Source organism: Xanthomonas sp. WHRI 6108 (genome assembly GCF_040202385.2).
Taxonomy (GTDB): domain Bacteria; phylum Pseudomonadota; class Gammaproteobacteria; order Xanthomonadales; family Xanthomonadaceae; genus Xanthomonas; species Xanthomonas arboricola.
In genome coordinates, this window is record NZ_CP168198.1 from 4,376,572 (window position 1) to 4,401,837 (window position 25,266).

General features: G+C 66.4%; 22 protein-coding genes and 1 tRNA gene. 4 read left to right on the top strand and 19 right to left on the bottom strand.

From position 1 onward, the window contains the following. Window positions 1-219: 219 nt before the first annotated feature. Window positions 220-897 carry a dTMP kinase gene (tmk, locus tag ABQ039_RS18440; RefSeq protein WP_039814984.1) on the top strand — a complete coding sequence of 226 codons (678 nt, stop codon included), beginning with the start codon at window positions 220-222 and terminating at the stop codon, window positions 895-897. A 178-nt stretch (window positions 898-1,075) separates the two neighbouring features. On the opposite strand, the gene ABQ039_RS18445 is transcribed toward tmk, so the two are convergent. The 4 genes from ABQ039_RS18445 to birA form a co-directional block, all read right to left on the bottom strand. Next, window positions 1,076-1,151, bottom strand: a tRNA-Thr gene (locus tag ABQ039_RS18445). Window positions 1,152-1,183: 32 nt separating this feature from the next. Further along, the gene (locus ABQ039_RS18450; protein ID WP_349778508.1) at window positions 1,184-2,077 is read right to left on the bottom strand and encodes an SPOR domain-containing protein; all 894 of its coding nucleotides are present in this window, start codon (window positions 2,075-2,077) and stop codon (window positions 1,184-1,186) included. 153 nt (window positions 2,078-2,230) lie between these two features. Continuing rightward, window positions 2,231-2,959, bottom strand: coding sequence for a type III pantothenate kinase (locus ABQ039_RS18455; RefSeq protein ID WP_054591231.1), 729 nt, complete (start codon window positions 2,957-2,959; stop codon window positions 2,231-2,233). Next, complete coding sequence (gene birA / locus ABQ039_RS18460; protein ID WP_311542345.1) at window positions 2,956-3,969, bottom strand: bifunctional biotin--[acetyl-CoA-carboxylase] ligase/biotin operon repressor BirA; 1,014 nt, start codon at window positions 3,967-3,969, stop codon at window positions 2,956-2,958. The genes ABQ039_RS18455 and birA overlap by 4 nt, the downstream gene beginning before the upstream one ends. 40 nt (window positions 3,970-4,009) lie before the next feature. Between birA and ABQ039_RS18465 the strand changes: the two genes are divergently transcribed. Both ABQ039_RS18465 and ABQ039_RS18470 read left to right on the top strand, forming a co-directional pair. After that, the gene (locus ABQ039_RS18465) at window positions 4,010-4,324 is read left to right on the top strand and encodes a hypothetical protein (protein ID WP_024939067.1); all 315 of its coding nucleotides are present in this window, start codon (window positions 4,010-4,012) and stop codon (window positions 4,322-4,324) included. An 8-nt stretch (window positions 4,325-4,332) separates the two neighbouring features. After that, entirely contained in the window at window positions 4,333-5,088 is a 756-nt protein-coding gene (locus ABQ039_RS18470; protein WP_349778509.1) for a M90 family metallopeptidase, read from the top strand. Between the two features lie 159 nt (window positions 5,089-5,247). Here ABQ039_RS18470 and ABQ039_RS18475 read toward each other — a convergent pair whose 3' ends face one another. The 14 genes from ABQ039_RS18475 to aroE all read right to left on the bottom strand — a co-directional run bounded on the left by ABQ039_RS18475 (window position 5,248) and on the right by aroE (window position 20,825). Next, window positions 5,248-6,435 (bottom strand): DUF1501 domain-containing protein, encoded by a 1,188-nt coding sequence (locus tag ABQ039_RS18475; RefSeq protein WP_228911250.1) that lies wholly within the window; start codon window positions 6,433-6,435, stop codon window positions 5,248-5,250. Window positions 6,436-6,518: 83 nt separating this feature from the next. Further along, the gene (locus ABQ039_RS18480) at window positions 6,519-8,000 is read right to left on the bottom strand and encodes a DUF1800 domain-containing protein (RefSeq protein ID WP_374057822.1); all 1,482 of its coding nucleotides are present in this window, start codon (window positions 7,998-8,000) and stop codon (window positions 6,519-6,521) included. 236 nt (window positions 8,001-8,236) lie between these two features. After that, on the bottom strand, window positions 8,237-9,607 hold the full coding sequence (locus tag ABQ039_RS18485; protein WP_024939071.1) for an ATP-binding protein: 1,371 nt from the start codon (window positions 9,605-9,607) through the stop codon (window positions 8,237-8,239). 74 nt (window positions 9,608-9,681) lie between these two features. After that, window positions 9,682-10,365: a response regulator transcription factor gene (locus tag ABQ039_RS18490; protein ID WP_002808458.1), complete on the bottom strand. Its 684-nt coding sequence runs from the start codon at window positions 10,363-10,365 to the stop codon at window positions 9,682-9,684. A gap of 71 nt (window positions 10,366-10,436) precedes the next feature. After that, window positions 10,437-10,739, bottom strand: a complete 303-nt coding sequence (locus ABQ039_RS18495) for a hypothetical protein (protein ID WP_054591227.1) — start codon at window positions 10,737-10,739, stop codon at window positions 10,437-10,439. A 334-nt stretch (window positions 10,740-11,073) separates the two neighbouring features. Further along, on the bottom strand, window positions 11,074-12,078 hold the full coding sequence (gene dusA, locus ABQ039_RS18500) for a tRNA dihydrouridine(20/20a) synthase DusA (RefSeq protein WP_065033495.1): 1,005 nt from the start codon (window positions 12,076-12,078) through the stop codon (window positions 11,074-11,076). A 454-nt stretch (window positions 12,079-12,532) separates the two neighbouring features. Then, complete coding sequence (locus tag ABQ039_RS18505) at window positions 12,533-12,757, bottom strand: hypothetical protein (RefSeq protein ID WP_016902784.1); 225 nt, start codon at window positions 12,755-12,757, stop codon at window positions 12,533-12,535. An 860-nt stretch (window positions 12,758-13,617) separates the two neighbouring features. Further along, entirely contained in the window at window positions 13,618-14,193 is a 576-nt protein-coding gene (locus ABQ039_RS18510) for an ankyrin repeat domain-containing protein (RefSeq protein WP_054591226.1), read from the bottom strand. A gap of 58 nt (window positions 14,194-14,251) precedes the next feature. Beyond that, a complete protein-coding gene (gene katB, locus ABQ039_RS18515) occupies window positions 14,252-15,757 on the bottom strand; it encodes a catalase KatB (RefSeq protein ID WP_180968604.1) in 1,506 nt (501 codons plus the stop codon). A gap of 436 nt (window positions 15,758-16,193) precedes the next feature. Next, on the bottom strand, window positions 16,194-16,802 hold the full coding sequence (locus tag ABQ039_RS18520) for a DUF6624 domain-containing protein (protein ID WP_349778511.1): 609 nt from the start codon (window positions 16,800-16,802) through the stop codon (window positions 16,194-16,196). A gap of 188 nt (window positions 16,803-16,990) precedes the next feature. Further along, window positions 16,991-19,123: an ATP-dependent DNA helicase DinG gene (dinG, locus tag ABQ039_RS18525; protein WP_349778512.1), complete on the bottom strand. Its 2,133-nt coding sequence runs from the start codon at window positions 19,121-19,123 to the stop codon at window positions 16,991-16,993. A gap of 253 nt (window positions 19,124-19,376) precedes the next feature. Continuing rightward, window positions 19,377-19,613 carry a hypothetical protein gene (locus tag ABQ039_RS18530; RefSeq protein ID WP_126966442.1) on the bottom strand — a complete coding sequence of 79 codons (237 nt, stop codon included), beginning with the start codon at window positions 19,611-19,613 and terminating at the stop codon, window positions 19,377-19,379. Then, window positions 19,610-19,984, bottom strand: coding sequence for a hypothetical protein (locus tag ABQ039_RS18535; RefSeq protein WP_016902791.1), 375 nt, complete (start codon window positions 19,982-19,984; stop codon window positions 19,610-19,612). The genes ABQ039_RS18530 and ABQ039_RS18535 overlap by 4 nt, the downstream gene beginning before the upstream one ends. Further along, window positions 19,974-20,825: a shikimate dehydrogenase gene (aroE, locus tag ABQ039_RS18540; RefSeq protein ID WP_024939079.1), complete on the bottom strand. Its 852-nt coding sequence runs from the start codon at window positions 20,823-20,825 to the stop codon at window positions 19,974-19,976. The genes ABQ039_RS18535 and aroE overlap by 11 nt, the downstream gene beginning before the upstream one ends. Before the next feature lie 52 nt (window positions 20,826-20,877). On the opposite strand from aroE, the gene ABQ039_RS18545 reads away from it, so the two are divergent. Then, complete coding sequence (locus ABQ039_RS18545) at window positions 20,878-21,759, top strand: PD40 domain-containing protein (protein WP_184611797.1); 882 nt, start codon at window positions 20,878-20,880, stop codon at window positions 21,757-21,759. An 845-nt stretch (window positions 21,760-22,604) separates the two neighbouring features. On the opposite strand, the gene ABQ039_RS18550 is transcribed toward ABQ039_RS18545, so the two are convergent. Further along, window positions 22,605-25,124: a sulfite reductase flavoprotein subunit alpha gene (locus ABQ039_RS18550; protein WP_349778513.1), complete on the bottom strand. Its 2,520-nt coding sequence runs from the start codon at window positions 25,122-25,124 to the stop codon at window positions 22,605-22,607. Window positions 25,125-25,266 lie beyond the last annotated feature (142 nt).

Consider the following 25,266-nt stretch of genomic DNA (forward strand, 5'->3'; position numbering starts at 1 on the left):
CCTGCAAGCGGCGGTCGTGATGCGGTTGTTGTGCATGCCCGGCACTGCGTTGGACATGACGGTCGTCAAGCCATCTCGCACAGGCATCGACGCGCGGCAGCGGCGGTGCCATCGGTAACGCGCAGCGCAGACCCGATGCGCCGGGATCGGCCGCTGCAGGGCGACGTCCGCGCCAATGCCAGGTGCTGATCCAGCACCACGATCGGATAAAGTAGCGCGATGACAATCGAACTGAAGCCCGGCGGTCTGCTGATCGCGATCGAAGGCATCGACGGCGCCGGCAAGACCACCCTCGCCCGCAGCCTGGCCACCACGCTGGAAGCGGCCGGCGCGCGCGTGGTGCTCAGCAAGGAACCGACCAATGGCCCCTGGGGCACCCAGCTGCGCCAGTCCGCCGCCACCGGCCGCCTCAGCGCCGACGAAGAAGCCGAGCTGCTGATCCGTGACCGCCACGAACACGTGGACACCCTGATCGCGCCGGCGCTGGCACGCGGCGACATCGTGATCCTGGACCGCTATTTCCCCTCGATGGTCGCCTACCAGGGCGCCGCCGGCCTGCCGCTGGACGACCTGCTGGACCGCAACGCCTTCGCGCCGCGCCCGGACGTGTTGCTGCTGCTCGACCTGCCCCCACCCACCGGCCTGGCGCGTATCCGCGCCCGCGGCGATGCACCCAATCACTTCGAAACCCAGGACAACCTGGAGCGCTGCCGCAGCATCTTTGCGCAGCTGCAGTTGCCGGGGAAGCACGTCGTGGACGCCAGCGCCGATGCGGACAGCGTGCTCCGCCAGGCCCACGCCATCGTCGTTGCCGCACTGGCCGAACGCCTGCGCGTCGACGCCACCGATGCCGACCAGGCCACGTTGGAACTGCTGTCGGCCGGTCGCCCGGCCTGAGTCGCTGCGCGTCTTGCGCGCAGGCAACAGCAACTGGCGCGTTGTGATTGGCGGGCCGCGGGCAGATAGCTGTTTCGGCCGATCACACCGGACAAGGCGCGGCCCGGAGACGCTGACCCAACAGCGCAGTCAGCCCCGAGCTACATGGACATTTCGGGATAGGACGAGAGAACCTTCGTGGTGCCGGCACCCGGATTCGAACTGGGGACCTACCGCTTACAAGGCGGTTGCTCTACCAACTGAGCTATGCCGGCAAAGGCAGGCGCGTTGCGCGCCGCTGCGCATTCTAGCGCAGCGCGGCGCAATCTAGCGACCGCTGACGCGTTGCACCTGCGGTGCCTTGCAATGTGCCGATCGCAGCCGTGCTGCGCACATCGATCCACCAGCGCGATTGCCCGGTGCCGCTGGGCAGCAACTGCGCCGGAAACCCTGCACCGACCAGGCTGGCCTGACGGCGCTCGGCACGCTCGCGACTCTGGTACTGCCCCAGCGCGATGGTGTTGTCCTCGCCCTGGGCAATCACGTAATAGTCGCCCATGCCGGCGGCGGCGATGCGCTTGACCAAGGCTTGCGCCGCTGCACGATCGCCGACATTGGGCAGCATCACCCGGAACGTACTGACCCCGGCGTCCTTGTCCTCGCGCACGCGGGTGCGCAGGGCCTGGCCACGCAGGCGTGCCAGCGCGGCATCGGCATCGGCGCGCGCCGCATACGGCCCCAGGCTGGCGCAACGCTCCGGCGCAGCGGCGGGAGTAGGTACCGCTGGCGATGGTTTGATCGCCACTGCCGCAACTTCGTTCGGTGTTGGAGCGACCTTGGCTGGTGGTGGAACCTGTGCCGACGTCTGCGACGTTGCGGCCACCTTCGCGGCGGCCGCATCTATCGAAGAAGACGCTGCCGCTGCTGCCGTCGGTGTCTCAGTCGGTGCAGGTGCAGGTGCAGGTGCATCCGATGGTGCGGTGCCCGCAGCTGCCGGGACCATGCCTGCCTCGCTTGCCTCGCTCGCCTCGCCTGGCGCTGCTGGCGCTGCTGCCGCAGTGCTCGGCAGCACTTCCAGGCGCGCCACACCGGCCGGCTGCGGCGGTGCCGCCACCGCTGCCGGTGCCGGCTGCAACGCCCACCACAAGGCCACACCGGCATTGAGGACGATCAGGACGACGATGAGTGCGCGGACATACATGCGATGGATTCTAAGCGCGGGCAGTCACAACCGGCGAGCGCTGGTCGGCTTGCTGCCCACGCCAGGCGGTAGGCGCAGTGTACGAGCGCGGCCGACCGATCCCGTCTCCCGGCCGCGCCCGCCGCGTGGCCGCACGATCGCATGACTCGCCGCTCAAGGCGCCGACACAGACCTCGCCCAGGTCGCCAGCCCGTCCAGCACCAGCGCGGCGCGGAAGCTGGCATCGGGCAACAACGGCAGCAGCGGCGGCGCGCCGCCCCCGTGCACCAGCAGCCGCACCGGTACGCCCAGACTGCGTTGCGCGTGCTGCAGGCTGCGCTCGATCAGCGCCACCGCCGCGCCATCGCAGCCGGAGGTCAGCGCGTCGTCGGTGTCGTCGGCCAGCTCGACATAGGTCCCGCCACTGGCCGGCAACTGCACCGCGCGCGCATGCAGCGCCTCGCGCATGGTGGTCGGCGAGGCGGCGATACGGCCGCCGTGGTGCTGCCCATCGGCGCCGAGCACATCGATGGTCAGCGCGGTGCCCACGCCGGCCACCAGCACCGGTGCGTCGCCGCGTGCGCCCAGCAGCGCCAGGAAGCGATCGACCCCGAAGCGGCCCGGGTCTGCATAGGCGATGCGGATGCCGGCGCATTCGGCCGCGGTCCGCACGATGCGCACCTGTTCGAAACGCTCGCGCAGGCAGCCGAGCATGCGCTGCGTCAACGCCGGCGCAGCCACGCTGGCCACGTGCGCGATGCGTCCGGTGGGCAAGGCCGACAACGCGGCCGCGTCCATCGCCTCGGCACCATGCGGCCAGGCCTGCACGTCGCCGGCGCGGTCGCCCTGCAGCGGTGCGTACTTGAACCGCGAATTTCCCAGGTCGAACAACCACTCGCTCATGCAGGTCTCACGCTCACTTCTCCGGAGTGGAACAGCCGTACCGTCTCGCCCAGTTGCACCCGCAACGCGCCGTCGGCTGCCAGGCCAAGCGCAATGCCGTGATGCCGGGTGCCGGCTTCCTCGACCTGCACCGCGCGGCCGCTCAGGACGTCCAGGTCCGCATAGCGGCCCAGGAACGGGGCCAGCCCCTGCGCCTCGAACAGCTCCAGCGCCGGCAGCAGCGCCGACAACACTGCAGCCACCACGGTATCGCGCGACACCGCGTGGCCGGCCAGCGTATCCAGATCCACCCACGGTTGGTCGATCGCAGCGGCCGCTGCCGCCGGCATATGCACGTTCAAACCCAACCCGATCACCGCGCGGGCGTTGCCGGCCATTTCGCCGCCGCCTTCGATCAGCAGGCCGCCCAGCTTGCGCTCGCGCGCCAGCAGATCGTTGGGCCACTTCAACCCGACATCGGCAAAGCCACAACCGCGCAGGGCCTCGGCCACCGCCACGCCCACGGCCAGGCTGAGCCCGGCCAGCTGGCCCAATCCGCCGCTGAAACGGCGCGAGGCCGACAGATAGATGTGCGCACCCAGTGGCGAGGTCCATTGACGCCCACGCCGGCCGCGCCCGCCGGTCTGCCGCTCGGCCAGCAGCACCGCCACGCCCTGCTCCGGCGCCGGGCGCGCCAGCAAGCTGGTGTTGGTGGATTCCAGGGTCCAGGCAATCTCCAGCGCAGCCAGGCCTGCCAGCGCTTCGGCCGCCATCGCCGCACGAATGCGCGCGTCGTCCAGCAGGTCCAGCGGCGCCGCCAGGCGGTAGCCGTCCCCGGCCCGCCCTTCGATCTCGACCCCGGCCGCGCGCAGGTTCTGAATCCGCTTCCACACCGCCGCACGGGTCAACCCGGCATCGCGCGCCAACGCATCGCCGGATAGCCGGCCGCTCGCAAGTTTGGCCAGCAAGGCGCGGTCATCCACGGCAAGTCCCCAAATCGATCCGTGAAAGTATGCGCCAAGCGTCCGCACCCGCCCAGCCTGGCTTGCGTGAGGGAGTGAAAAGCACGTTATGATCGGCGACTCACGCCGCTTGCCCTGGATGTGGACGATGCGCCGAATCACGGTTTGCCTGCTCCTGTTGTTGGCTCCGCTTGCCGCACTGGCATCGGACCAGCTGGCCGATGGCGATCATGAGAGCTGCGTCAGCAGCAACTCGGCGGCACGCGGCAGAACCCCCAACGGCGAGCCGGCAACCCCGGCACGTGCTCCCGCGCACAAGCCCGCGCCGGCCACCGGCGGTGGTGGTGGCGACGGCGACGGACTGTTCCCCCGTATGCGCACGATGCCGCGCTGGCATAGCTTCCTGCCGGGCATGTTCCGCTGATCCAGTGGTTGTTGCGCCGGCTGCGCCGGCCGCCGGCCGATATTCCCGATGCCTTATGGCTGCCGGTCAGCCGCCGCTGCGCCTGGGTCGCTGCGCTCGATCCGCCCCGCCAGCACCGTCTGCGTGCACTGACCGCGCAGTTCCTGCAGCAAAAAACCATTTCCCCGCTCGACGGGCTGCAGCTGCAACCGCACGATCACGTTTTGCTGGCTGCCATGTGTTGCCTGCCGCTGCTGAACATCGGCGCGGCCGGCTGGCGTGGCTGGTCGCAGCTGATCGTTTACCCGGACGCATTCCGCGTGCAACGCACGCATGTGGATGCGGCCGGAGTGATGCATGCCTGGGACGACACCCTGATTGGCGAGGCCTGGGAGCAAGGGCCGCTGATCGTCAGCTGGGCCGACGTACAGGCCGACTTGGACGACCCGCAGGCCGGCTTCAACGTGATCGTGCATGAGATGGCGCACAAGCTCGATGCACTCGATGGCGCGCTCGACGGCACCCCGCCGCTGCCGCACGCTGCGCAGCGTGCCTGGGCACGCGATCTCCAGCGCGCCTTCGATACGTTTTGCCAACGCGTCGATGCGGGCGAAGACACCGAGATCGACCCGTATGCCGCCGAGGCACCGGAAGAATTCTTCGCGGTCGTAAGCGAATACCACTTCTCCGCGCCACAGCTGCTGGCGCGCCTCATGCCGGATGTCGCTGCACAGCTGACGCGTTTTTATGGACCATCGCCGTTTGCGGCGTCAGCGCAGCGCTGATGGTGCGCTGACATGCCTGCATGCGTTGGGCTGTCGTCTCATGCAACGCTGTCGCGCGCATCAATCGCAGGCGTTTCAAGCGACTGAGCACACCAATGCGCGATGCCGCACGCGGCCACACGCGGGACGGATCGACATCGCTCGCGCATTGCCAGGCATTCACACCAACCCAAGATCGCGCGGCCTGGCACCGGGAAACACCCGTTCCAGCTGCGCAGCCGACAATCCCCACAACCGGCTCAGTACACCGCCGAACAGGCTGCGGTAATTGGTGAGCACCGGATAATCGCGGTTCTGCAGCAGCTGCGCCTGCGCAACTTCTACCTGCTCGCCGGCGATCCGGCCGCCACGCACGCTGCCACCCAGCACCCAATAGGTGGTGCCGTGCCCGTGATCGGTGCCCCTGCTGCCGTTCTCGCGGAAGGTGCGGCCGAACTCGGACAGCACCACCACCACGGTATCCTTCCATGCCGGCCCGAGGGCGTCGGCGTATGCCGCCAGCCCTTCGCCCAGATTGCGCAGATTGTTCGCCAGCCCACCTTCGACACTGCCCTGATTGGCGTGCGTGTCCCAACCGCCGACATCGACAAAGCCCAGCCGATAACGCTCGCGCATCAGGCTTGCCATGCGCCGGGTTTCGTCGGCGAAGGTGCGCGCACTGGCGGCGCCGCGACCGGCCTGCTCCATCTCTTCGCGCAGCTGCGCGGTGACCTGCTGACGCAGTGCCAGTCCCTCGCGCGCAGCGGCCGCCAGCGGGGTTGCGTCGTACATTTGCGACAGGATCTGTGCCTGACGCGCATCCAGACCGCCCTTGCCGATGCCCCGCAACGACACGTTGGGCAAGTCGCCGCCGCCCTGGAAGGTCAGCGGTAAGGAATCGGTGAAGGCAATCGCCGGCACTCCGCTGAGCACACCCGACAGGCGCGCCATGAAGCCGGAACGATAATCGCGGCGCTGTCGGCCGGATTGCCCGGATTCGATATCGTCCTGGGTTTCGAAGTGACTGCGCGACAGATCGTCGGTACCGGCAAACGGCACGAACGCCAGTTGCCGGCGTTGCCACAGCGGCAGCAGCGCATCGCGCATCACCGGGTTGAGACCCCATTGCGTATCCAGCGCAACGGCACTGTTCGGGTTGGCCGCATCCGGCCGCGCGATCGCCAGGGTCGGACGCACCTGATAATAAAAATCGCTGGCATGCGGTACCAGCAGATTATTGCTGTCGTAGCCGCCGCGCAGGAACACCACCAGCATGCGCGCACTGTCGCGTGGCGCAGCAAACAGGCGACCGCTCCAGGGCAGACTTGCGGCCGCTGCAGAGGCAAGCAGAAATTGACGTCGTTGCATGGCGCGCTCCCGTGGCGGTGATCGCTGGTCGAACGTTGAACAGCGGGTTGGAATCGGCAACCGTCGACTCGGCGACCCTCGAATCAGCGATAGTTGAAGTCCGGCGATGACAGCAGGAATCCGTTCCATTCCGCAGGCGAACGCGCCTGCCCCAAGGCATCGCGCGTGCCGCTGGAAAGCGACGGTGCCACCCAGCGATACGATGGGCGCGTGTCGATCTGCGTCAGCGCCGGCAGTGGCGTGTCGTTATCGCCATCCAAGCGGAACAATTGCTTGGGCCCGCTGCCCAGCGAACGTGCCACCTCGAAGCGTCGCGCCAGTTGCCCGGAGCTGGTCCATGCCTGCGATTGCAGCGACCAGCCATCGGGGGTGATGCGCCCGAACAGCGGCTCGCCGAGTTGCTGCAGCCAGCTCGCCATCGGCGCGGCATTGACCACCGGCTGGCCCTCGTACGCCAGCCGCATGGCCGAAACCACGAACCGATTCGGATCCTTGAACTTGCGCGGTTGCGCCTGCGCAAATTCCGGCGCGTCCAGCATGGCCTGCATCACCTTGGCGATGTCGCCATCGCTGCGTTGAAACGTGTTCGCCATGCGCTCGACCAGCGCGGCCGGCGGCTTGTCGCTGACAAAGTACTCGGCCAAACGCTGCGAAATGAAATGTGCGCATGCCGGCTGCCGCACCAACAGCTGCACCGCGCGCTCGATCTCATCCAGGCCGCCCGCAGCGATGCGCTTGCCCAGCAAGGTCTTGTCGCCGGGTTGATGGCGTGCGGGATTGAATTCGAACAGCCCCTCGCGCACCACCTGCGGTTGCCCCGGCACGGCAGTCGGCAAGGGCGGAGCGCCCTCGGCCTTGACCGGCACCAGGCCGGCGCCGGTCAGTATCAGCGCCAGTTGCTGCACATCCTGCTGGCTGTAACCGCCATGCACGCCCAGCGTGTGCAGTTCCATCAGTTCGCGCGCGTAATTTTCGTTGACTTTGCCTTTGGCGTTCTTGGCGTTGTCCAGATATTCCAGCATCGCCGGACTTTCCAGCGTCGCCATCACCAGGTCGGCGAACTTGCCGGTGGCATGCGGGCGGATCGCGTTTTCCATGTAGTCGGCCGCCATCCATTTCACCCGCCCCTTGTCGGCGTACACGCTGAAATGATTGAGCCAGAACCACACCAGCTGCTCGCGCGTCTGCTCCGGCGCATACACCGCACGCAACAGCTGCGCCTGACGCGCCTGGGTCAGCATCTGCCCACCACGCGCCTGCCATGCCTTGCGCAAGGCGGTCTTTTCCTCACCATCGGGCATGTCTTGCAGGCGGATCTTGTCGGCCTCGTACTGCGTGAGCAATGTCAGCAAAGGCGTGTGCAGCGCATCGAAGTGCTGCAGCTGTGCACGGATCGGCGCTGGCAACGCCGCATCGTCGCTGGCCTGCAACAGCGACCTGCCATAGCGCTTGGGGCCGAGCCGCTGCAGTTGCGCGGCGCTGTCGGCATCCACGCCGTAGGTCGCACGCTGCAGCCAGCGCGTCTGCGCCGACGTCAGTGCTGAATTGGCAGCACTGCACGACATCGCCAAAGCGCAGCCCGCCAACAGCCATGCCAGCTGCCATCGGTGATGGCGGGGCGCGCCTGCTGGACGTGCGCTCAGCCAGCGCGTCTGTGCATTGCGCTCGAACATGCAGCTCTCCATCGCAACGGCCTGCAACCGGCCCAGTATGGTCAAGCCAACGCGCGGGGCGTTAAACGGTTGTCGGAGTGCGCCGCAGCGTTGACCACGGGTTCATTCCGCACCCCCCCCCATGCCGATCACAGTCCCGGTGGCAGGGTCACGTCGAAGCGGGCGCCGCCCAGTTCCTGCGAGCGCACCACCTGCAGCTCGCCGCGGTAAGCCTTGATCAGATCCTGCACGATCGACATGCCGATGCCGTGGCCTTGCACGCGCTCGTCGCCACGTACGCCACGTTGCAGGATCTTGGCTACGTCTTCCGGCGCGATGCCGGGGCCGTCGTCTTCCACCGACAGGATCAATCCGGCACGACGGCTGCCGGTGGTGGGACCGGGCTGTGCGGTCAGCAGCACGCGGCTGCGCGCCCACTTGAAGCCGTTTTCCAGCAGGTTGCCCAGCAATTCCTGCAGATCGCCCGGCTCGCCATGAAAGCGCGCATCGGGCGAAATATCGAATTCGCACAACACGCCCTTGACCGAATAGACCTTCTCCAGCCCGCGCACGATCTCCTCGGCGGTCGACTCGATCGGCAGCGGTGCGGCGAACAGCTTGTGTCCACTGGAGGCCGCGCGTGCGAGCTGGTAGGACACCAGATCGTTCATGCGGCGCAACTGCACATCCATTTCCTCGTGCAGGTCGCGCTCGGACTGGCCGCTATCGAGCTGGGTGCGCAACACCGCGATCGGCGTCTTGAGACTGTGCGCAAGATCGGCCAGCGTATTGCGCTGGCGGTCCAGATTGTCGCGCTCGCTCTCGATGAAAGCGTTGATGCTTTCGGTCAACGGCTCCAGTTCGCGCGGATGCTGCTCGCTCATGCGCTGGATCTCGCCGCGCTGCACCTTGGTCAACTCGTTGATGACCCGCCGCAGCGGACGCAGGCTCCACTGCAGGATGAAGGCCTGCAGCACCAGCAGCACCACACCGGCACTGCCGAGGTAGAACCACACCGCGCCACGGAACACGCGCAGCTGCGCGCCCATCGAGCGCGCATCTTCCATCACGTAGATGGTGTACGGAATCTCGCCGCCGTGTTCGCGCTCGACATAGCTCACGCCCAGGCCGTAGCGGTACAACTGGCCCACGCTGCCGTCGATCTGGGTCATCTCCAGCGGGCCGATGAATTCTTCCTGGCGCGGCTCGAGCATGCGCCCGTGCGGAATGTTCGGGCCTTCGGCCGACATCGAGGTCCAGCTTTCGTCCGGTCGCACGACTTCCACGTAAAGCCCGCCGCCGGGCACATCGAAACGTGGATCCGGCGGCTGGCCGCCGATGTACAGCGAGCCATCGCGGACGAAATCGATATTGGCGGCATACGCAGAGGCGTAGTTCTTCAGCCGCTCGCGCAGGTTCTTTTCGGCGGTGTCGGCGAACGCCACATCCAGCGCGTAACCCGCCAGCGCCAGGAAGGCCACCAGACTGAGGCTGGCGGCCAGCAGCTGGCGGGCCTGCAGCGAGCGCGGCCGCCAGCGTCTATACCACTTGGAGCGGCCCGGCACCTGATCTTCCTGCTTGCCGATGCGCGGACTCAGCCTTCGGTACGCGGAATGGCGAAACGGTAGCCGCGACCGCGTACGGTCTCGATCGGCTTGAGCTCACCATCGGGATCGAGCTTCTTGCGCAGGCGGCCGATGAACACTTCCAGCACGTTCGAATCGCGATCGAAATCCTGCTGGTAGATGTGCTCGGTCAGATCGGCCTTGGAGACCAGTTCGCCGGCATGCATCATCAGGTATTCGAGCACCTTGTACTCGTAACTGGTCAGGTCCACGTTGGCGCCATTGACGCTGACCGTCTGCGCGGCCAGATCCAGCGCGACCGGGCCGCATTCCAGCGTCGGCTTGCTCCAGCCCGCCGCGCGCCGCAGCAGCGCATTGACACGCGCCAGCAGCTCTTCGACATGGAACGGCTTGACCAGGTAATCGTCGGCACCCTGCTTGAGGCCCTCGACCTTGTCCTGCCAGCTCGAACGCGCGGTCAGGATCAGCACCGGGAATTTCTTGCCTTCGTCGCGCAGCGCCTTGATCAGCTCCATGCCCGACATCTTGGGCAGGCCGAGGTCGATGATGCCGACATCGAACGGGACTTCACGGCCCATGTACAGGCCTTCTTCGCCGTCTTGTGCAGCGTCGACAGCAAAGCCCTCACGCTTCAGGCGCGCGGCAAGGGTCTCGCGCAGCGGAGCTTCGTCTTCGACCAAAAGGATACGCATGCACTCTCCCTAGTTACGTTGTCGGCCAATGGCCGGGGAATTTATGAGACTGAACGCAGAACTATCTACGTCTAGTGGTTATCGTCGCGTGGTGGCGCATCCGGCGGCGCCTGGCTGCGCGGCGGCGCGGCCTGCATCTGCTCCGACTCGTACACCGTATGCACGCGGCCGTCCTTCATGTACTTGACGCGGTTGAGATTGCCCCCGTCGAACGGCACGCGTTCGGCGCTCAGGATCTGTCCACCGGTGGACCGCTGCACCTGTCGGATGGTGTCCGAGAGCGTGCGCCCGTTACCGCGCGCGGAAGGCGGCAATGGATCGCGTCCCGCGTGCGACATCGGATATGCCTGCCCCCACGCCAATGGCGCTGCCATGGCTAGCCCGAGGGCAACCAGGACGACATAGCAAGCGCGGCGGGAGGGCTGGGTCACAATGAATCCTAGCGGGTTGTTCAGGAACATTCAAAATTCGTGAAACCGGCCACCGGTGACAGCATGGTCGAGCCCGAGAATGGTCCAAATTCTTGATTTTTCGGGGTGAATCCCATCTGAACTTTTTAGCTTTGTGTTAACGCTGTTCAGTGAAATGAATATCTGGACGCCTGGAACGGCACTTTTCTGGAACTCTTGCCCGTGCCCGGCAGTTGGCATCCCGGTCAGATGCAGACAGCGGAAATGCCTGTTCAGGTAATGCAAGCGGCAGGCCAGTTCAGGCCACCACGCGCCAGCCCTGGGTGTCGGTCCGCTGCAAGGCCTGCTCGACCAGCTCCCAGCCGGCACCTGGCCGGTGTGCGCCCTCGCTCAGGACCTGCCGGAACGCGCGTCCGCCCGGCTGGCCATGGAACAACCCCAACACGTGTCGGGTCATGTGTTTCAAGGCCAGGCCTTGCTCCAGTTGGGACTCGACGTAGGGCCGCAAGGCGCGCAGCAATTGGTCGCGCGGCTGTTCCGCACGATGCGTCAGGGCTGCATCCAGGCGATGCAGTACGTAGGGGTCGTGGTAGGCGGCGCGGCCGAGCATGACGCCGTCGGTCTGGTGCAGATGCTCCATCGCGGTCTCCACCGCCGCGATGCCGCCATTGAGCACCACTGGCAGCGCGGGGCGCTCCTGCTTGAGGCGATACGCCCAGTCGTAACGCAGCGGCGGCACTTCGCGGTTTTCCTTGGGCGACAGGCCCTTGAGCCACGCGTTGCGGGCATGCACCACCACCATGGCGGCACCGGCTGCGACCACCTGATCGACGAAGCTGGCGAACACGGCGTAGTCGTCATCGTCGTCCACGCCGAGGCGGCACTTGACCGTGATCGGCAGCGTGGTCGCCGCACACATGGCGGCAACACAGTCGGCCACCAGGCCCGGCTCGCGCATCAGGCAGGCACCGAAGCGCCCGGCCTGCACGCGATCGGACGGGCAGCCGCAATTGAGGTTGATCTCGTCGTAGCCCCACTCCTGCGCGATCGCCGCCGCCTGCGCAAGCAGCGCCGGCTCGCTGCCGCCCAGTTGCAGCGCCAGCGGGTGTTCGACCGGATCGAACCCGATCAGGCGCGTGCGATCGCCATGGATCACCGCATTGGCGTGCACCATCTCGGTGTACAGACGTGCCGAGGGTGCCAGCAGGCGATGGAAGACCCGGCAATGGCGGTCGGTCCAATCCATCATCGGGGCGACGGACAGGCGCAGGGAGGCGGCGTAGCGATCGGCGGAAGCGGTCATCGACATGTGGCCGCAGCAGGCAGCCATCGGAATGCGGAGCAGGATCAACAGCTTACACGGGTGTCGATGAATCTGCCGCAGCGCGGCATGGCATCCTGCGAGGCCGACCTGCCGGAGCCCGCTGATCGATCGCCGGTTCACTGCGCCATGTGATTGACCCATAGGGGCTGGCGAAGGTCGGCATGCCGCGCGTTGATGGAACCCGCTGGCGGCGCGCCTGGGCGTCCGGTATCGCGGCTATCGCTGCCATCGAAAGAGACGAACGACACCGTGCCGGCGCTGCTGTCGTTGCCCTCGCACGCCAAGTGCGCGCGTTATCGGGCGGCATCGCTGCAGGATGCGCAGTGCCTGGGCGTTCGCCCATGTCGAGCGAACGCGGTGCATCGTCAATGACGAGCGGAGCTTGTGTCGTCCAGTGCTGGCGTCGTGCACTGCGCCTGGACAGGATCTGCAGTTACGGGTTGCGGAAGCCCACACGCTCTTCGGCGCTCAGCGGCTTGCCGAGCGCATGGTACGAGGCGACCAGGGTGATCAGGGCGGTACCCAGCACGGTGTAGAAGCTCCACGACGTGGCCAGCACGTGTACCTGACCGAACACCAGCGCGACCACGGCGGTAGCGGTGCACAGCACCATCGCCAGCAGGGACATCAGGAAAGGGATGGAGGGATCGAGCTTCATGGTCCGGGGGTTCCAGTGTGCGATAGCGGAAGCATCGGCGTTCGCAGTGCTTTCTTGAACTGTTTTTTGCGATTTTTCCGAACAAATTTCAGGCAAGTCAGCGCGCACTCAGACTTATGTCAAACCCTTGGCGCACAAAGGTTTCCGTGTCAGGGGACTCCTGACGCAGTGGCACAAAAATCACCACCGCCGCCAAAGATCCAACGCGCCTGCGGCGGAAAACCGGCGGAGGCGGTGGCTGCGTTTTCCAGCGAGTCGTGGAGACAAATCGAGCAGGTCGGCGAGCCACTGGCCGACCCGGGAGCGAGAATTCACTGCGCTCGGTGCACAGTGGTTGACCTCCGAACCGGGCCGAGGCGGTGGTTGCGCCTCTCGGCAGGTGATGAAGGCAGTTTGAGTAAGTCACCGCGCGGCCAGCCGATCTAAGAGCGAGCATGCGGTGCGCTCGGTACGCAACGGCTACCTCCCGAACCACGTCGGTGGTCATAAATGAGCGGGTGTCGCCGGTACGCACCGGTGGCGTCAGCACGCGCGGTGGAGTGCTGCAGGCGAGGCCGTCGAGGCTCCGGGTATCGAGGTGCAGGACTCGGGCGATACCGATCAGCGACTCATCCGACGGCCACCGGGGTGGAGCTGCTGTCGCAACCACCTACAGCGCTTCGAAGACGGCCGAGCTATGCTTGCAATCCGCCAGGATGCGGGCTGCAGGCGATTGGCCTGTGCATCAGGTGCATCGTGGTACGGCACGCTGCAGCACGCATCGCCGTCGGCTCACGCCGGTATCGGCCGCATGGCGCCGGTGCGAGCCTGCTGACGCCTGGCGTCACGCATACCTGCCCCGCCACGCATGACAGGCGCGCTCAGCGCGCCGGGGTCGTCGCAAACTCGCCGCGCTGCAGCTTGGTCACATCGTTGCCCTGCCCATCCTTGAGGCTGAGGTCTGCGCCCTTGGCGGCCAGATCCTTGAGCACGTCGGTGCGCTGGAACAGCGCTGCGTACATCGCGGCGGTCTGACCGGCATTGTTGCGCTGGTCCGGCGCGCAGTCGGCCTGCATCAGCCGCTTGGCGATGCCCAGCTCGCCCTTGAAGATCGCGCCCATCAGCGCGGTGTTGCCGCGCTTGTCTTGCGCGCAGGGGTCGGCACCGGCGCTGAGCAGTTGCTCCACTGCCGGGCGCTGGCCGTGATAGGCCGCCAGGATCAGGGCGGTGTAGCCCTTCTCGTCACGGGTATTGAGGTCGTAGTGCGAGCGGATGAACTCGGCCAGCATGTCCTGCCGCCCTTCGCGTGCCGCGTCGAAGAAGTACTCGCGCAACTGCAGCTTGATCTGCGCCGGGTCGGCGGCGGCAGCGGTGGCGCTGGCGGACATCGGCGCGGGCGAGGCAGCATTGGCAGCTGCAGACAGGGTGCCAAGCATCAGAAACAGCAGGGTGCGCATATGGCTCTCCCGATAGCGAAAACGGCACCGCGGCACAGGCCGCGATGCCGTGGGTGGGTCAGTCCTGCAGGCTGGAGGCCAGCTGCTTGACCCGGGCCAGGTCGCCCTTGGCGACACGCGTCACGCCAGTGCCGTACTCGGGGTCGGCCTTGTACAGGAACGACAGCAGGAGATGCTTGCTCTCGGTGTCGGTGGTGGCCAGCGACTCGCCAAAACTCTGCACCAGATCGGCGCGATCCTTCTTGCTGTAGGACCGATACAACTCACCGGCCTGCTTGAAGTTCTGCTCGCGGGTGATCTTGGCCTGCTGGGTGGTGCCCGACAGCGGCAACGCGCTGTAACGCGCAGCGGTGTCCTGCGGCCGCGGCTCCAGCCGGCTCGGCTCGTAGTTCACGCCGCTGGTGGTGTGGCCGTTATTGCCTTCGCCATCCTGGTTGCCGTTGTTGACGGCCACACGCGGACGGTTGACCGGCAGGTTCAGGCCATTGGCACCGATGCGATACAGCTGGGTGTCGGCGTAGGAGAAGATGCGCCCCTGCAGCAGACGGTCTTCCGACGGCTCGATGCCCGGCACCAGGTTGGCCGGCGCCATCGCGACCTGCTCGGTTTCCTGGAAGAAGTTGTCGACGTTCTTGTTCAACACCATCTGGCCGACCTTCTGCTCCGGCACGTCGGGCCAGATCTTGGTGGCGTCCAGCGGATCGAAATCGAACTTGGCCAGGTCCTCCGGCTTGAGCACCTGTACGTACAGGTCCCACTTCGGGAAGTCGCCCTTCTTGATCGCACCGACCAGATCGTTCGTCAGGTGGCTGTAGTCCTTGGCCTGGACGGCAGCGACCTGCTTGGGGTCGAGGTTCTTGATGCCCTGCAGCGTCTTCCAGTGGAACTTGACGTAATGCACTTCGCCCTGCGCATTGACCAGCTTGTAGGCATGCACGCCGTTGCCATCCATGAAGCGATAGCCCGCAGGGGTACCTTCGTTAGAGTACAGCAGGGTCAGCGTGCGGGTGGCCTCGGGCACGTGCGAGAAGAAATCGAAACGGCGCGAATCGTCGTCCAGATTGGTGCGCGGGTCCGGCTTGAACGCGTGGACCATGTCGGGGAACTTGATCGCATCGCGGATGAAGAAGGTCGGGAAGTTGTTGCCGACCAGATCCCAGTTGCCTTCGCTGGTGTAGAACTTGGTGGCGAAGCCATGCGGGTCGCGCAAGGTTTCCGGCGAGTGGTTGCCGTGCACCACCGAGGAAAAACGCACGAAGACCGGGGTCTTTTCGCCGGCGCTGAATACCTTGGCCTTGGTCAGGCTGGACAGATCGGCGGTGGCGGTGAACTCGCCTTTGACGCCGGTGCCGCGTGCATGCACCACGCGCTCGGGGATGCGCTCGCGATCGAAGCGCTGCAGCTTCTGGATCAGCTGCACATCCTGCAGCAGGGTCGGGCCATTGGCTCCGGCGGTCTGCGAATTCTGGTTGTCACCGACCTTGGCGCCGTTGTCGCGGGTCAGGACGGATTGGGCGAAGACCGGCGGGGCGATCAGCGTCGGGGCTAGCAGGGCTAGCACCATGAGGGATCCAGGGCGCATGGCGTCAGCTCGTTTGAGGGAGCTGAATCATGGCCAGCGGACCGAAGCGTGAGAAGTCGTTAGTTATGATCGCTGCGATAGGCGAACATGATGATGACTACAGAGCGTGATATGCATCGCGTTACAAGGCGGTAGCACGTTGAAGATCATGTCGCTTGCGCTACGCATGCGGTGACTAGGCTGATTCACAGCGACGCACGTAGTGCGTTGGTGACTGTAAGAATACTGCAGTGCAGAAGATCGGCAGGCTCACGAACCAGCAACGCCATGCGGTGAAAAATAAGCGCAGGGCCGGGCGTCATCGCCTGGTGGAAACCGAAGCACCAACAACTCGCAACGTCTTCTTGATCCAGGTATGCACGCGCGCCCCATGCGTTGACCAGCATCTATCGCGTCGCAGCTGGATATCGCTTATGGTTCAAAGGCCCCCAGAACCGCCCTGTTCGTCAGGCAAACCTACGTCTGCCCGTCTGCGTGCCAACTGGGCAGGATCCTCCAGCTCGAACAGGCTGCCGTCCGCCTTGCGCTGGGTGCCGTAGCGCTGCGGCTTGCCCGACATGATCAGATTACGATCCACGAACAATGCCATGTCTGCGGTGCTGTAAGACCCGCGCGCCACCGCAACCTCGATGTTCTTCAGGAAGCCATCGCGAAACGTGCGGTCAGTGGAGTGCTGCGCGACCAGGAAACCGGCATGCGCCCCGTCCTCGCCGACCGACGCGACATCGGGGAAGCCGAATTTGTCGATCAGTGCAGACAGCGCAGCCTGGTTTTCCCGTTGCGACGCAACCAGACGCATGGCCATGTCTTTTGCTGCACCTTGATTGGCCTGCAGCTGTTGCGCCGTGAAAGCACCACGAATCTGCTCACGGATCTTCTGATCGGCATCGGCCAGTGCCAGCAGCTGTTCGCGATAAGAGGCGTTCATGCCTGGACGACCTTGCTGCAGAGTGCGATCGGCTTCGGCAATCGCCCATCCCGCAGTTGTCGGCTGCCATAGCAGTACACCGAGCATCACTGTCTTCATCCGCAATCCTCCCGGATCTCAAAAGGTCACGACATCGCGTCGATAAGCACGGCAGGGAAAGATACCGCTGCCATCGACACCACACGCGCAGCGACGGGCACGGTCATGCACCGCAAACGTGTGACAGCGGCACTCTGCGAGACGGACGTCTCATCCTCCGCACGGGACTGGCGCAGGGCTGCCCTGGACTAGCCGATCACCCGCTTGAACGGCGGCAACGCGTCGATGATGCGTTTGCCGTAGCGACGTGTCAGCAGGCGCGAGTCGAGGATGATCACGCGGCCGTGGTCGCTGGAACTGCGGATCAAGCGGCCCGCGAACTGCGTGAGCGTGCGCAGCGCGTGCGGGATGGCGATCAGGTTGAAGGCGTTATGGCCGCGACTTTCCAGCCATTCGCTCAGGGTCGAGGTCTGCGGGTCGGTCGGCACCGCGAACGGCACCTGGGTGATGACCACCGTGGTGCAGGCATCGCCGGGCAGATCCAGGCCTTCGCCGAAGGAGTTCAAACCGAACAGCACCGAGCCCTCGCCGGCGGCGATACGGCGCAGGTGTTCGGTGATCAGCTGCGACTTGTTGCCCTCGCCCTGCACCAGCACGCGGTTGCGCTGCGCCAGCGGCATCAGGTCGGCGACCTTTTCCATCTTCCAGCGCGAGGTGAACAGCACGATGCTGCCCTTGGCGGTCCAGTCGAGTTCGCGCACCAGGTAACGCGCAACTTCCTTCGGGTGGCCTTCGCGATCGTCTGGGGTGACCGGGAAATTGGGCACGATCAATTCGGCCTGATTGGGCAGGTCGAACGGTGAGGCCAGCGAGGCCATTTCGGCGTGATCGGGCAGGCCGTTGTCGATGGCGAACGCTTGGAAATCGCCGCCGCCGGTGAGTGTGGCCGAGGTCATCACCACCGAATCCACTTCGTTCCAGATCATCGTGCGCAGCACCTGCGCAGCCGACACCGGCGAGCAATGGCAGATCAGATCGCCGTCGCGCGAGAGGGTGATCCAGCGCGCCATCGGCGGCTGGCCTTCCTTGTCTTCGCGCCGCCAGCCGCTCCACAGATTGTGTTGCTGCTCGGCCATCTCCAGGGCCAGGCCGAGGCTGCGCTGCAGGCGTTCGCGCGCCGAGTCGTCCTGCTTGCCCTTGGCGATCGCGCTGTGCGCGGCATGCACCCAGTTGAACAACGCGCGGGTTTCTTCGCCAAGCTCTTCGATGGCCGGGCCCCATTGCGGCGGCAGCTTGCCGTTGGCCGCACGCCACAAGGGATCGCGCTCGCCGGGCTCGGGCTTCCACACGCGTTCGACCTCGGCGTGGAAAGCCTTGAGCAGCTTGGACACGCGCGTGGCCAACTCGATGGCCTCGTTGGGCAACAGGTTGCCGATCTTGTCCTTGTCCACCGCGCGGTAGGCAGCGGCGATGAGGATCTGCAACCGTCCGGTGCGTTTGGCCATCTCGTCCAACGGCAGGCTGGCGGCGCCCTGGTCGATCGCCACGCCGGCGATGTGATGGCCTTCGTCGAGCACCAGCAGCATGTCGGCGGGCGGGGCGATCAAGGGCTGGCCATTCTCGGCATCGCCCAGCGACAGCGACGACAGCAGCAATGCATGGTTGGTGACCACGATCTGCGCTTCGCGCACGTCGGTGCGCGCCTTCAGCACCGGGCATTGCGCGGCGTAGCTGCAGCGGCGGCCGGCACAGCCGGAGGCCGGCGTGGTGATGCGCAGCCGCAGCGGCACCGAGACCTGCTCGGGCGCATCGTCCAGATCGCCGTTCCAGCTGCGCTCGGCGTAGGCCGTGGCCAGGCGCTTGGCCAGATCCGCGTCGGCCGGGCTGAGCGGGCGATCGTAGAGCACCTGTTCGTCATCGAACATGCCTTCCTGGCTGGTCTCGCCCTGCAGCTCGGCGGCGTTGCGCGTGCACAGGTAGCGGGTGCGGCCCTTGGCCAGTGCGACCGTGGCTTCCAGCCCGGTGGCCTTGAGGAAAGCCGGAATATCGCGCTCCACCAACTGCGACTGCAGCGCCACGGTGCCGGTGCTGATCACCAGCTTCTTCTTGGTGGCCAGGGCGATCGGCACGCCGGCGGTGAGATAGCCCAGGCTCTTGCCGACCCCGGTGGGGGCCTCGGCAATGCCGATGCCGCCGGAGGTGGCCAGCGCGCGTGAGACCAGGCCGATCATCTGGCTCTGCGCCCGCCGTGTGGCAAAGCCGGGCGTGTTGGCCTGCAGCTTGGCGTAGGCCTCGCGGATGCCGGCCTTGATCGGATCGGTCAGAACGCGCTGGGTGGGAACCGGCGCCGACGGCGCGGCCGGTGGGGCGACTTCATTCATCGCGCTATTTTCGCACGGACCGGCGCAGCGCCTGCGACCGGCGTGGCACTCGGCTGAACGTGTTTGCTGGCGCGGGGCGGCGCCACCGCCATCTTGGTCCCGGGTACGCACGCTGCACGGCCACTGCATGCGTCGGATCCGATCATCGCTGGCGGGCACTGCCCGCAAGTTCTGACCCGAAGGGGCGCGCAACGGATGCCGCCCCAATCACCCTGCGCTGCCTACAACGAGCAGGCAGCGTCGCTCCACGTTGTCAGCGGCCTTGCGTCCGCGGCGGCCATGCATAGCGTGCCCAGACCAGCCCGATGACCACCATTGCGACGCCCATCAGCAACATGCCGGCACCCACGCCAGTGGGCCCGAAGCGCTCATACAGCAGGCCGCCGCGATTGACCGCAGCCAGCGCCTGCGGATGCAGCAGCGTCCACCCGCCCTGCCCGGCACTGACCAGCCCGACCACCACCAGCGCGATGGCTTTGAGCGGAATCATGGGCGCGGGCCGGCGGCGGGCGGCACGCGTTGCAGGCTGCCTGCCAGCGTCCACACCAGCACGCCGATGCCCACGCCTTGCATCGCCATCAGCACGAAGTGGGCGATGCTGGTCACCATGCTGATCTGACGCACATTGCCTTGCTGCAGCAACAGCATCGGAATCGCCTGGAAGGCAACCTCGGCAAACAAGCAGCCCAGCAGCAGCCAGAGCGCGGCCAGCCCGGCACGCCGCAACGGGCTTTGCGAGGCACGCCACAGCAGAACCAGCCCGAGCAGCAACGCGATCAGCATCGGCACGCGCGACAGCAGGCTGGTGACCAGGGTCAGCAGGATATCGGTGGCGGTGACGCTGCCCACCTCAGTCGGCACTGACCAGAACGGCCTCGCGCGCGCGCAGCGCGGCGTAGACCGGGTCGGTGTCCGGGCGCACTCCGTGCCACAGCGCGAAGCTCTCGGCGGCCTGCTCCACCAGCATGCCCAGGCCATCGACGGCGTAGCGGCATTGCGCCGCGCGTGCCCAGGCCAGGAAGGCGATGGCGGTGGGGCCATAATTGAGATCGACCGCCGCAGTGAGGCTGTTGACCAGGCCCAGCGGCATGGCGAACGCACCGGCGTCGCGATCGCGCCCAGCCGCGGTGGCATTGACGATCAGTTCGAAGTCGCCCAGATCGCGCAGGTCTTCGATGTAGCGCGAGACCACCCGCCCCGGCTCGCCGAGCGCATCGCACAAGGCATCGGCACGCTCGGGCGAGCGGTTCACCACCACCATTTCGGTGATGCCCGCTTCCAGTAGCGCCGGCGCCACGCCGCGCGCGGCACCACCGGCGCCGAGCAGCAGCACACGGCGACCGCGCAGATCCAGCCCGTGGCGGTCGGTGAGGTCGCGCACCAGACCGGCGCCATCGGTGTTATCGCCCTGCCACTGGCCGTCGTTGCGCACCAGCGTGTTGACCGCACCGGCCAGACGCGCGCGATCGCTCAGGCTGGCCGACAACGCACAGGCGGCTTCCTTCAGCGGCAGGGTGACGTTTGCGCCCTTGCCGCCTTCGTCGGCGAAGCGCTCCAGCGCGGCAGCGAACTCTTCTGGAGGTGCGTCGATGGCGGTGTAGTCCAGCGCGATGCCGGTCTGCTTCCCGAAGTCGGCATGGATGGCCGGCGACAGCGAATGGGCGACGGGGTGACCGAACACGGCATAACGGGATACGGGCATGAAACGCTCTCTGGTTGACTAGACTGTGCGCGACTTGAGGCAGGAACCCCGCATGCAACTTCGATGGACACTGCTCGCGCTGGCGGCAAGTTTACTCTGCGTCCCGGTCGCGTCGGGGCTTGCCGAATTCGGCATCGAAGGCATGGGCGTGGTCTCCACGCCGGCCAACGAAGCGCGCGCCACGCTGAGTCCGGACGGGCAACGCATCGTCTGGGCCAGCGACCGCGCCGGCGGCACCGGGGGCTGGGATCTGTGGCAGGCCCGGTTGAACGGCGGGCGCTGGCAGGACGCAGAAGTGCTGCCGATCAACACGGCGCAGGACGAGAGCTCCCCGCTGTTCAGTGCCGATGGCCGCTGGCTGCTGTTCGCCTCCAGCCGCCCTGGCGGTGCCGGCGGCGCCGACCTGTATCGCGCGCCGGTGGATGCGCAGGGCCGGATCGGTGCGGTGCAATCCCTGGGCGCGGCGATCAACAGCCGCGGCGACGAGCGCTCCCCGACACTGTCGCTGGACGGCACCCGCCTGCTGTTCGCCAGCAATGGCCACGGTGGCGCAGGCGGCATGGACATGTTCGTGGCGCGCTGGGATGGGCAGGCCTTCATCGCGCCGGTGGCGCTGAGCGATATCAACAGCGCTGCCGACGAGCTGGATGCGGCCTGGCTTGGCGATGGACGGGGGCTGGTATGGGCACGCGGCCAGCAAAATGGTCCCAGCCAGTTATTGCTTGCGACCTGCAGCAACGGCCATTACACCGTGGGCCAGGCAGTGCCGCTGTCGTTCAACGGGCCGCAGGAACGCACCTTCGGTGCGGTGGTGGATGCGGCCAAGCCAGGCGAGTTGCTGGTGACCGGCAGTGCGCGCGCACCGCGTGCGGGGCAGCTGGACATCTACCGGATGAAGGCGCCGGCGGTGAAGGGGGATACGAGCTGCCGTTGAGGATGGGTGGATGCGCAGACCCTTGCCAAGGGGCTGCTGGGGATACGACTTCACGCCAAGCTGTTGCAGAGCGGATGATCTGGGTCCTCGCTGCAGGACTGCTGATCTGCGGTTTGATTGCAGAGCTGCTGATCTGAGGCTTGGTCGCAGGGCCCTTGCCCGCCCACCATCGCAGGACACGCCGCAAGTACGTCCCTGTAGGCTCTTACGCGGCATCCATGCCGCGTAAGGTCCCGCGACGGTGGGCGGACAAGGACCAGTCGGGATGGTCGGTGTGCATGGTCAGCAGCAGGAGCGGCGACCGGTGGGTCAGACGCAGCGGTGGTTCCGTGCTCCTTTTGATCTGGCCGACGTGGTCTGATTTCCTGATCTTTCCGCCGAAGGCGGGCAGCAAGTAGATTGGGTTTGCCCCCTATCGCTAATAGTCATCCACACATGCATACAAGCAGCCAGGCCGCTGCGTTAAGTCGTCTCGCTTAAGTCATCTCGCTTTTTGCAGTTCCATCAGCGCACGACCAACTTGGCAGGCGTGATGTCCTTACCGGTTCCGGGACCCTTGGCGGCATGGATGCCGCCACGGAGCCTCCATGGACGGATTCACGGCGTGTCCCGGAAGTGGTGAGGGCATCGCGCCCCTCGATCAACTAGGCTCTCGACTGCATCCAGCAAAATGCAGCCAACAAATACCAGTGTGCTCACCGCAAGGCAGGCGCGGTCGATGCTCGGAAACAGCATGTCCAAGGCGTTTACTAGGTTCTTCCAAAACTTCCAAATCCCGCCTGACGACTGTGCGCCAGATTTTTTGTTAGCGCTCTAACGCAGCGATGCAGCGGCCATGACCGCGCTCAATACACGTCGCGCCGATAACGTCCCGCTGCGGTCAGCGACTCCAGCCGCGTCTCGCCCAGCAATTCGCGCAGCGTGGCATCGACCTCACGCGCCATGCTGTCCAGGCTGCCACAGACATGGATCACCGCACCGCGATCGATCCAGTGGCGCAAGGTGTCGCCGGTCTCGCGCAAGTGATGCTGCACGTAGCGCTTGTGCGCCTGGTCGCGCGAGAACACCCGGTCCAGCTGCTGCAGGTGGCCACGTGCGTGCCAGGCCTGGAGTTCGTCGGCAAACAGACCATCGTGCGCGGCCTGCCGTTCGCCGAACAGCAGCCAATGCCCGTGCACGCCGGCCAGCTCGGCCTCGCGCAGCAGACTGCGCAAACCGGCGATACCGGTGCCGTTGCCGATCAACACCATCGGCGCCTGTTCGATGCGATGGAATCCGGGATTGGTGCGCAACCGTGCGCGTATCTGCCCACCGACGGGTGCGTGGCAGATCAGCCAGCCCGAGCCCAGGCCGGGGCTGCCGTCGGCGCCTGTGGTCAGGCGCACCACCGCGGTCGCAACGCCATCGGCCGGCACGCTGGCCAGCGAGTAATCGCGGGTCGGCAGCCAGGCGCAGGCGTCCAGCCAGGTCTGCGGATCCGGATGCGGCGTGGGCGGGCGCGTGGGCGGCTCCGGCAGCACGCGCTCGGCGACGGCCTGCTGCAGCGGCAGCAACTGCGCATCGACATGCACCAGCGCGTCGGGCGGCAGGCCCCAGGCGGCCAGACACGCGCGCACGTGCGTGTAGGCGTGCGCCGGCTGCACTTCGAGGATGTCGCCGGCCTGCCAGTGCGTGCCGGGCGATGGCAGCAGATCGATCTGCCAGATCGGTGCTCCCTCGCTGCCCGGGTTGAGATGCGTACGCGCCGCCAACGTCCAGTGCAGCAGCGTCGGGCGGGCCAGCGGCACGGCGGCCACCGGCGCACCGGCAATGTGCGCCAATTGCGCATGCCATTGCGCCAGGGCCTGCGGATCGGTGTTGTCCATCTCCACTGCCGGAAACAACGGCTGCGCGCCCTGCGCCTGCAGCCACTGTTCGATGCGTCGGGAAAACCCGCAGAATTGCGCGTACTGGCGGTCGCCCAGGGCCAGCACGGCATAGGTCAGCTGTGGCAGCGTCATGCGCTGACGCAACAGTTCGCGCTCGAAGCTGCGGGCAGTATCGGGCGGCTCGCCATCGCCAAAGGTGCTGACCACGAACAAGGCATGCCGGGTGCCCTGCAGATGCTGCGCGGTGAGCTGTGCCAGCGAGCGCACCTGCACCGGCAGACCGGCCGCCTGCAGATGCCCGGCCGCCTGCCAGGCCAGCCGTTCGGCAAACCCGCTCTGGCTGGCGAACCCGATCAACCACGGCTCGGCCTGCGAGGCCGCCGGGGCACCGTGCAGGACATCGCGCGCGGCACGCAGCGCGCGCTTCTTGCGGCGGCGATCCAGGTACAACATCCAGCCGGTCACGAAGAACACCGACATGCCGACACTGGCCAGCATCACCACGATGCGGCCCGGCAGCCCGAAGAAGCTGCCCGAATGCAGCGGAAACATGCTCACCAGCAACTGCTGCCCGCGCGGCAGCAGTGCATAGTCCTGGCGACGCAGCAACGCACCGCTGCCCGGCTCGATCTCCAGATTGTCGTAGGCGCGATCGTGATCGGGATGGTCGGGCAGGAACCGCACGCTCAGCAGTTGCCCCGCACGCGGCGGGATACGCAGGTCCAGTGCCGCGCTGTGCGTGGCCGGGATGGCATCCAGGGTGCGTTGCACGGCTGCAAAATCCACCGTGGCCGGGCGGTGATCGCGCCCGTCGCCACGCATCGCCGGCTCGGTGCCGAGCAAGGCCACCATGCCGTCGCGGTACCAGTTGTAGGACCAGGTCAGCCCGGTCAGCGCCACCAGCAGGTACACCAGCAGACACCAGGTGCCGAACACCGCGTGCAGGCTCCACAGAAAACTGCGCCCCTGCCGCCGCCATTCCACTGCCCACCAGGTGCGCAGACTCCACCAGCGTCGCGGCCAACGCAAATACAGGCCGGAAGCGCAGAAAAACAGCAGGATCAGGGTGCTCGCACCGGTCACCGCCTGGCCACGCTTGCCGGCGGTCAGATGGCGATGCAGGTCCTCGATGAAGGCAAACGCGCCGCTCAGCCGCGGGGCGGCGACCTTGTCGCCGGTGTACGGATCGAAGTACACCCGGCCTCCGCCCTTGCCGGCCAGGCGTGCATTGGACGGACGCTTGCCGGTCGGATCGATCAGCATACGGGTGACCGCCTGTTGCTGATCCAGGTCCAGCCGGCGCAGCAGCACATTCACCGGCAATGGCCGCTCGCCTGCGGCATGCCGCTGTGCCAGCTGCGCGATGGCCGGATTGGCCAACCGCACGATCTCGTTTTCGAAGGACATCAACGCGCCGGTCAGCCCCATCACCGACAGCACCAGCCCGGCCGTGATGCCGAGCAGCCAGTGCAATTGGAACAGGACGGTCTTGAGCACGCGCGAGCAGCCGCAAACAGTGGGCTCGCCATTGTAGATGAGAATCGTTATCGCAGTTTGCGTGGGATTGCGAGGCTCATGCCACTGCCGCAGAGTCGTCAGTCAGCGACTGCTATGTCACTCGATCATTGCAGCAACGCCG